We start from the raw sequence: 277 nt of genomic DNA, 5'->3' as shown, positions 1-277 counted from the left end.
GCAAACCCGTGAGCACATCCTGCTGTCCCGTCAGGTTGGCGTTCCGTACATCGTGGTCTTCCTGAACAAGGCTGACCTGGTGGACGACGCTGAGCTGCTGGAACTGGTCGAGATGGAAGTTCGCGACCTGCTGTCCACCTACGACTTCCCGGGCGATGACACTCCGATCATCATCGGTTCGGCTCGGATGGCGCTGGAAGGCAAAGACGACAACGAAATGGGCACCACCGCTGTCAAGCGTCTGGTTGAAACTCTGGACAGCTACATCCCAGAGCCA

The 277-nt window shown here is 58.5% G+C and carries 1 protein-coding gene; it reads left to right on the top strand.

What is annotated here, in order from left to right; all coding sequences use genetic code 11:
• A partial coding sequence (locus NPS47_RS25560; protein ID WP_274297463.1) for a GTP-binding protein occupies positions 1-277 on the top strand: 277 nt, incomplete at both ends.

Source organism: Pseudomonas putida (assembly GCF_028682475.1).
GTDB lineage: Bacteria > Pseudomonadota > Gammaproteobacteria > Pseudomonadales > Pseudomonadaceae > Aquipseudomonas > Aquipseudomonas putida_AG.
This window is presented reverse-complemented; position numbering and strand designations above follow the sequence as displayed.